This is a genomic window from Priestia sp. YIM B13489 (assembly GCF_042787645.1).
In the GTDB taxonomy this organism is placed as follows: Bacteria; Bacillota; Bacilli; order Bacillales; family Bacillaceae_H; genus Priestia; species Priestia megaterium.
Genome location: NZ_JBHZOQ010000001.1, coordinates 1 through 7,489, shown reverse-complemented (window position 1 = coordinate 7,489; position 7,489 = coordinate 1). Strand labels below are relative to the sequence as shown.

The 7,489-nt window shown below is 35.9% G+C and carries 8 protein-coding genes; 3 read left to right on the top strand and 5 right to left on the bottom strand.

Features of this window, described 5'->3' with window-relative positions:
- Positions 1 to 987: 987 nt before the first annotated feature.
- From ACFX4W_RS00040 to ACFX4W_RS00030, 3 genes are read right to left on the bottom strand one after another with little or no spacing between them, the layout of a single operon-like run.
- Positions 988 to 1,242: a hypothetical protein gene (locus tag ACFX4W_RS00040; RefSeq protein WP_377558828.1), complete on the bottom strand. Its 255-nt coding sequence runs from the start codon at positions 1,240 to 1,242 to the stop codon at positions 988 to 990.
- Between the two features lies 1 nt (position 1,243).
- Complete coding sequence (locus ACFX4W_RS00035) at positions 1,244 to 1,858, bottom strand: hypothetical protein (protein ID WP_377558827.1); 615 nt, start codon at positions 1,856 to 1,858, stop codon at positions 1,244 to 1,246.
- Positions 1,858 to 2,130, bottom strand: a complete 273-nt coding sequence (locus tag ACFX4W_RS00030; RefSeq protein ID WP_377558826.1) for a helix-turn-helix domain-containing protein — start codon at positions 2,128 to 2,130, stop codon at positions 1,858 to 1,860. Before ACFX4W_RS00030 ends, ACFX4W_RS00035 begins: the two co-directional genes overlap by 1 nt.
- 317 nt (positions 2,131 to 2,447) lie before the next feature.
- Here ACFX4W_RS00030 and ACFX4W_RS00025 point away from each other — a divergent pair, with 317 nt between their 5' ends.
- The 3 genes from ACFX4W_RS00025 (at position 2,448) to ACFX4W_RS00015 (ending at position 5,884) form a co-directional block, all read left to right on the top strand.
- Positions 2,448 to 3,125 carry a hypothetical protein gene (locus ACFX4W_RS00025; RefSeq protein WP_377558825.1) on the top strand — a complete coding sequence of 226 codons (678 nt, stop codon included), beginning with the start codon at positions 2,448 to 2,450 and terminating at the stop codon, positions 3,123 to 3,125.
- A 1,235-nt stretch (positions 3,126 to 4,360) separates the two neighbouring features.
- The gene (locus ACFX4W_RS00020; RefSeq protein ID WP_377558824.1) at positions 4,361 to 4,669 is read left to right on the top strand and encodes a hypothetical protein; all 309 of its coding nucleotides are present in this window, start codon (positions 4,361 to 4,363) and stop codon (positions 4,667 to 4,669) included.
- Positions 4,670 to 5,389: 720 nt separating this feature from the next.
- Positions 5,390 to 5,884 (top strand): hypothetical protein, encoded by a 495-nt coding sequence (locus ACFX4W_RS00015; RefSeq protein WP_377558823.1) that lies wholly within the window; start codon positions 5,390 to 5,392, stop codon positions 5,882 to 5,884.
- 404 nt (positions 5,885 to 6,288) lie between these two features.
- Here ACFX4W_RS00015 and ACFX4W_RS00010 read toward each other — a convergent pair whose 3' ends face one another.
- Entirely contained in the window at positions 6,289 to 6,432 is a 144-nt protein-coding gene (locus ACFX4W_RS00010) for a hypothetical protein (protein WP_377558822.1), read from the bottom strand.
- 33 nt (positions 6,433 to 6,465) lie between these two features.
- Positions 6,466 to 6,954: a hypothetical protein gene (locus ACFX4W_RS00005; protein ID WP_377558821.1), complete on the bottom strand. Its 489-nt coding sequence runs from the start codon at positions 6,952 to 6,954 to the stop codon at positions 6,466 to 6,468.
- Positions 6,955 to 7,489 lie beyond the last annotated feature (535 nt).

Here is a 7,489-nt window from a genome sequence, read left to right as displayed (position 1 = left end):
ATCCAGCCACCATATACGCCTACATAAGAGTCACCATAGATAAGGAACAGGATAGATAGGATGGCACACACCGCCAACCAGCATGACTACAGGCGTGACCACGCACAAACTACTCAACCACACATGACGTGGCACAATGGCAGACCACATGAGGCAAGGTAGTGAGTAAGGTGAAGGCAAGCACGATGGACGAACAGCCGAGTAAGATAGATAAACGATGAGAGAACGATGAAGGAAGATCAGCAAGGCATAGTGTAGCCGTATGGTGGCTGAGGTAATAGATAAAACCACCATGACAATCAGACAAGGCGGAAGGGTATACCATGGGGGCAGGGGGTCTATATACCGTCCGTCTGATGGATGCAACAAATTTGCACCAATTTTCCGTTCATTCGATGCACAACAGCTACTGAGATTAGCATTCTAAGGCACTTAACTTTCACTTGGCGTACTATGGCTTTACTTACTTCACTGTACGCCACTATAGGTGAAGGGTGATTAGTGATTTCAGTAAAATCAGCATGGCTAGTACCGTTTAAAAATTTTTACGGTGTGGCTGAAAACCTTTTTAGGTACAATAAAAAACCCCGTGGATAGACACGGGGGTTTCTATAAGTTTTGTGTTGTATCTTCTAATAAATTACCTACAGGGAGGTATATTGTACCATGCAACATCTACAATAGTCCACGGTTTTTGCACTCACGGATTTTCTGGTTTCGTGTAATTGGTGCCAGGACAGTACATTCTTGATCTAGATATAACTTGTTGAACTCACTGCTAAACTTATATGTCTTATCATTTGCTACCACCTTTTGAAAGTATTGGCTGCCATCGATAAACGTACATTTGCAGTTACTTATATTTGATTTTCCATAAGCATAAAGGGCTGGTGTGCTTTCTATAGGTAGTCTCATGATATTTGTGTACCGTTCATTAGTGTGTTCCATTATTTATCTCTCCTTAAATAAGAAAAAGCCACCAGCTAATTAGCCAGTGACCTTGTTATCTTCCATCTGTTTAATAATCTGTTCTTTAATACCCGTATTGCCCATTAGATTTAACATGGCGTTACCCACGGCCGCTTCATCAATTGCAGAATTTTCAACCTGTCCTACCTCATTTTGTAACTGCAAACCGTACTGCATGGCTAGTACTGGTGGTAATCCTTTTAGAACCGCTGTATTTCCTTGTTTTAATTCCGCTAATATGTCTGTTTTCGTAGTCATGCTTAGTAAGTTCATGTTAGTTAACTCCTTTTGGTTTCTTGATGTTTTGACCGTCACACGCATTGAATACTTCACTCTTAGCTACAACACTATTCTCAAGCCAATAGAAGCTAGGCTTAAACTTGTCGTAAGTAAAGTGGTATTTCAATCGTGGGTAACGTTCATTGACTGTTGGATCTTCGTAGATTTCTGCCACCTCAGGTGCAATCTCATAATACTGTGTTCTCATTTGCTTACCGATTTCACTAATCTCAGATAGCATCTGATACTTATATTTCTCTACAATCTCAGTAGCTTTGTATTCAGGGTAAGGTGACTCACCTAAAGCACTTCTGATTAATGGAACGTATTTAAGCTTTAGTTCTGTGCGTTCCTCTTTTAATTCTTCTAACAGTACATTGATGACTTCAGCCTTTTGGTTAATTTCTTTGGCTTGAATCTTCAAATAAACCAGAGTTCCTACATTAGCAGTCTCCTGTTCAACTAAATTAGAAGTCATTTCGCCCTGAAGAACTTCCGCTTCAGTCTCTAATTCACGTTCTCTTTCATCTAACTCTTGAACCTCTTCTTGATAAGTAGCGATAACCTTCTTCGCTTCTTTAAATAGTGGTTTCACCTTTACTTCCGCCATTACTTATAACCCCTTCTCTGTTTCATATTTACAAGTTCACGTATGCTAACTAATTCCATGTTAGAAACCCTCATTCGCTTCAAAGCATCGTTAAACTTACTTTCATATAGTGGTGTAAACTTTAATTCTTCACGTTCTAACTTGCCTACAGTGCTAACATCAACATTCATTAGTTCTGCTAGTTGGGCTTGTGTTTTGTTTCTAGCCATTCTTACGGGCTTCATAAATCTATGGTCAACTTCCTGCTTATACGCAGTTCTGTTAGTATTCATTTTCATTTCACCTTCTTTTAGAAATTGAGAGACTCAACAACCGAACATTAAGCCTCGTAGTTGTATTTATATAATTGGAGGTCTTACAAACCGTAGGAACCTTTAGAAGTCCCCTTATTAAGAGGAATGTTAAATTACATATCGATACAGGTTTATTCCTCCTTTTTTTAAGGAGTTTAACCTTTCTAGTACCGCTAATAACAACAATCTGAGGTTCCTATTCTGACAACAGAAATAAAGGTATTTTTGACAACGAAATAGAATATAGTTTAGGGTGAAATGAGTTAATAATAATGTGTACTAATGAGGTGACTAAAATGTTAGTAAAAGAAATGATAAAAGCGATTAGTAACAAGGAGTTAAAGGTCATTGATCTTGCTGAAAAGTATGGATTTTCAGACCGAACTATTCAAACTAAAATTAAGAATCTAGGTTTTGAGTGGGACAGTGTAAAAGGTGAATATAACTTCATTGGAACTGATGAAAGTGTTCGTGAATTAGCCGTTGATAATGTGTTTAAAAAGAAGGCTAGAACTAGTGGTAAAAAAGAGGCTAAAAGTGAGGTCATAAAAGCAGGTAAGGAAGTAGCCAGTACGCTACAAAATTATAATGAAAATAGACCCGAAATTAGTAATAAAAGTAATATCAAAAATGAAGTCAAAAAAAGCAACAAAAAAGTAAGCATTAAGGATAATGATAAAGTTAGTGAAAATAAGATTAGGAGACCTAGCATTTTTGATGGCGATGCTTATAGCGATTATGCACGTGAAAGAAATGCCCAATTAGCTAGAAAAAAGGCTGATGATAAGGCTATTGAACAAAACAGCGACACCATTGACCTTTTGCTTTCAGGACAGAAACCAAAGAGAACTAGTAAAGCATTTTATTTAGACCACGATGTACTACAAATTATCGAAAGTGTAGATAGTGGAGTTCGATCTGATCTTGTAAATGAGTGCTTAAGGAAAGTATTCAAAGAGAAAGGGCTTCTGTGAGGTTCATTTAGCCTCATACAGACGTTTTGTGAGGTTGAGAAATATGAAAATATCAGAAACGACAAACAGCCTTTAGAAAAGATTCTGAAGGCTTAAAAGGTTAATCACTATATGAAGGACTCGTTAATCCCTTGTTTATATATTAGCTAGTCACATATGGAACTGATTAGTTAGTCCCTTCCATGTGTGTTGTAATTAAAAGCACTTGAATTAGAATCACTTAATAAGATAAAGAGTGTGATAGAATCTATTTGAAATTACGATATATCGTAAACCCTTAACTTTATTGGGTTTTTATCGATATTTCTGTTGATTTACTAGAATGATAAGGATAAAATGATAGATAATTAAATATGAACGGAAACATAAAGAAAAGCCGATTCGTTATGCTAAAGGTTGCACCCTTTAACTGAATCGACTTCTCACTAACCAAGTGTTGCACCACTGGTTAAAGTTTTAGCCCTGTCAACCCAGGACTAAATTGATACACCTATTGTACCCGTAGTCTATCGTTTTTTCAATAGAAATTACTTGAAATCGTTATACATATTCAGACACGGACAGACAAAGGGCGGTATCTCTTTAACTTGTAAAAGCACAGGTTAATTGAGATATCGCTTTTTTGTTGTCTGTTCCTTGTGGGTAGCCGTTAAACACAGGTGAAAAAACTACGTCAGGTATTGATCCAGCCAACGCTATTAGAAATGGAGATAGGATAGATTAAGGGCGTTCCCTGTTACGCCACTATCTGAAATGTGAAAGCTACATTAGTGCTGAACGAAGGAAGGGTAGGGCATCACGGTGCCGTAGGACAAGCCACAGAGGGTTTTTAAAGAACCTGAACTGTTAGGGCTACTTGATACAGTAGGCTTGTTTAGAAGCAATTCTAGCGTTAACAGGGATACACTGCGGACACCTTTTCACATCCCAGATTCAGTATTAACGCCTACTACTTACATTGACGATTTTCTTTATTTTCGTCTCTGTAGGTAGGCGTTTCTATGCCTTACGTTTCCTAATCAGCAAGCCCGATTCAGTCAAAGGGCGTTCAAAGAGTCAACTGCTTTTTAAAAGATTAACAACTGAAATGTAGATAAGGCTGCTAGTTTAGAAGGGTGAGGACGTGGACACTGAAGCTTTTCAGGTGGGGCGTAACGGAGTGAAGACACGCATGGAAAGTTCAGGGTGAAGCAACCGAAGGGCGGTAGCAGTAACTACATAGGAGTGAATACATAATGGAAAATAAAGAACCTAAATCAAGTAAGGCAATACTGATATTTGGAATACTAGTGATAGGATCAGCAATCATAACTGCTTTTCTGTATTTAATATCAACGAAGAATCCCGATTTTATAGTACAGACTAGATTTATGTTTGCTTTAACAAGTGTATTTGGAGTGGCATTTCAGGTATACATGAAAGAGTTCAGGGTGAAGGACAATTGGGGTAAACTGCCGTTTGCGTTTCGTTTTGGCTGGTGGCTACTGTTCATAGTGCATGGATTAAACTTTACGTTTTACATAATGGAGACGTTTATCTTATAACAGATAAGCGTTTTTCTTTTTAGACAAAATTAATTCTATATACAAAAAGAAAGCCCCACAAACCCTGCAAAGGTCAGTGAGGCTGTGGAGTATCTATGATACAAGAATAACAAGTGATAGCTGTACTATTAGACACTTCTATTCATTATCCTGTTTAGTGATTAAATTAATTTAAAGATAAAGATTAAACATAATTCCTTACGGCACTTTCATTCACTACGTTCATTCAGTGAACTCTTTCTTAAGATCAATTACTTTTACTATCTCTGTTAACAGTAAGAATAGTTTAGGTTTAATGTTTAGTTCATGTTGTGCTTTAGCACCAGCTTTAGCTGTTATCTTTATTACAGTTAGTTAAGTTTATTATCTTTACTTCTCTTATTCTTAAGGAGGAGAAATCATTATGGATTACAGGGTCTGAATATTACGAATATTTAAGGGTGCCAGTGAACCTTACAGCCCCAAGGGTTTGGGAATTGTCTGAATATTTATCTTGAACCTGAGTGATGTTACATAAATTCTCGACAGTCTATAAATGAGTTATTTTAGAATCTATTAATCCCACCGTATTGTGATTAATAAATGTGCCTTTCAAATTCACTCAACCCTTGCTATATAAGGCTTTCTAAAGTTTATTAATCACATGGTAAAAAATGATAATTTATATTGTAGATTCTTCCTTTTGGCAGTATTATAGACCTACAAAGAGGAGGAATGAAAATGCCTAAGGAATATTTGGTTTTAATCGGTGCGGTATTTGGTGGAGGAATAACTATACTAGTGACAATAATAAATCTGTATTTTAACAATAAAAAACAGAAATCAGAGTTTAAAAGAGATAAGATCGAAGACATACATTTATTAATCCATCAGCTACAAGATTATTTGGAGGCTGGTATTCAAAATCCTAATTCAAGCTTTCCACCGAGAATGGAGGCAGGTACAAGGCAAGAAGAAGCAAAGTTAAAGGCAGTATTTAAAAATGGTTTTTATGTTAAAAAGCAACGTTTAGAAATGTATGTCAATTTCTATTGTGATAACCTTCTTACTCAAGCAGATGATTATATTAAAGAGTCCGAAAACTTCTTGAAGAAAAGCTTAGAAGCAAGGTATGCAGAAGATATTGAAGAATTAGGAAGATTGGAAGAAACATTAAGGGAAAAGAGAGACTTTCTTCTTAAATCTGTTTACGCTGAAGCTATAAAGAACTATTAGTAAGGAAGTAGTCATTCGCTTAATGAATGACTTTTTCTATTTCTAATAGTTGTTTTATTACCTTAACCTATAAAACCTCATACAGGTAAATCTGAAGGCTTATAGCCATGTTTAAAAAGGAATTGAAAAGCCTTGAAAGTGTACAGCTGCGATTGTTCTTAGTTGTGCGTATTTACCGCTTCCCTGCCCGCTATAGATGCCCTGCCTCAAAACTTTTTCATGCACAAGCCTTGCTATATATAGAATCTTTAAAGACCACCGCACAAGCTAATCTCATGCCACTAGAACCCTTTGCACAATCAATTCATTTAGTTTATCTATGCAATTGATCCCTAAAATAAGAAATGTAGAATAAGGTATACTTTTATGGACGGAAAATAAAAAGAGGACTGAATTCAGCCCTCTTATTCTATTTCTAGAATTACTTTATTTTCTTTTTGTAAGACCTTTATTTCATTATCCGTCACACAACCGCCCTCGCAGGAGATAAAAACCTCACTATCTTTATCAAAGTTGTTTAGATATTGGATTAATTCACTTACAGTCAAATTAATACCTCCTTAGAAGACCGATTGTATTATTTATCCGTAAACTGGAACACCCACTATGTATGGTGCTATTCCATTCGGGTATCTTTTAAATGATTTTTCATGGTTTTTAATGTAAGTTTCGTTGCCTTGCATGTCTTTAAGCCATTCTCTAGCCGATTTTATTAAATCGTTACAGAAGATTCTAACGTCAATATTGAGTGCGTCATTAATTATATTATTGTGGAAAATCCCTAATTTATTCGGTTCAACGAATAATATTCGTTTATATTGTGAATTTTCGTGTTGAGTGGTTCCTTGATGTAAGAAGGAACATCTGAAATAATAACAATCATCTGCTGACATACGAATCTTATCTCCAACGTAGCTATTATACCATTCTTTGTACTTTCTACCACTTGTCTTACCATCTTCTGATTGTAAGCCAGCACAAATATCTGGTATACATAACGCAGTTCCCAAAGCCAAGTGATACACTCCAGCATCTAATCCTCTTTCGATTTCATTAAACAAATCTTCCATGATTATAAAGCCCCCTTTTTATAGATAAATAGAACTATTCTATAAAAAAGAAGGAAAACCTTTAATTTCCAACCGTTCAAGCCATGAATGTTATAGAATCTTTACTCATAAGCCTGCTTTCTTTCGGTTTTCATTGTTGAAATCTTTATAACTTTGTATAAACTAACTTCTATATTTTATGGTTGCAACCTTTACTCTTAGTGACGACAAATAATTGGTTTTTCTACAAGGTATGTAAAAGATAAAACTTTTTATTAGAACAAGTTTTAAGCATTACACACTAATTCTCTATTTCTTCATAGGCATTTTTTTATATAGATTTTTTTATAGAATTGACCCAATCATATATTAACGTTTTTGATTGAGAAATTATGAAGGCGATTTTAAAGGTGTGGTCGCCAATCAAAAGTGCCAATCATAATGTGCGTGGTTCAAAGTGGCTAAATGCCACGGCTATAGTGGTCGCCATCCAGCCACCATATACGCCTACATAAGAGTCACCATAGATAAGGAACAGGATAGATAGGATGGCACA

Coding starts and splice junctions, on each gene's coding strand:
- ACFX4W_RS00025 (WP_377558825.1), top strand. CDS start 2,448: ATGTTAGTAAAAGAAATGATAAAAGCGATTAGTAACAAGGAGTTAAAG.
- ACFX4W_RS00030 (WP_377558826.1), bottom strand. CDS start 2,130: ATGAATACTAACAGAACTGCGTATAAGCAGGAAGTTGACCATAGATTT.
- ACFX4W_RS00015 (WP_377558823.1), top strand. CDS start 5,390: ATGCCTAAGGAATATTTGGTTTTAATCGGTGCGGTATTTGGTGGAGGA.
- ACFX4W_RS00035 (WP_377558827.1), bottom strand. CDS start 1,858: ATGGCGGAAGTAAAGGTGAAACCACTATTTAAAGAAGCGAAGAAGGTT.
- ACFX4W_RS00005 (WP_377558821.1), bottom strand. CDS start 6,954: ATGGAAGATTTGTTTAATGAAATCGAAAGAGGATTAGATGCTGGAGTG.
- ACFX4W_RS00040 (WP_377558828.1), bottom strand. CDS start 1,242: ATGAACTTACTAAGCATGACTACGAAAACAGACATATTAGCGGAATTA.
- ACFX4W_RS00020 (WP_377558824.1), top strand. CDS start 4,361: ATGGAAAATAAAGAACCTAAATCAAGTAAGGCAATACTGATATTTGGA.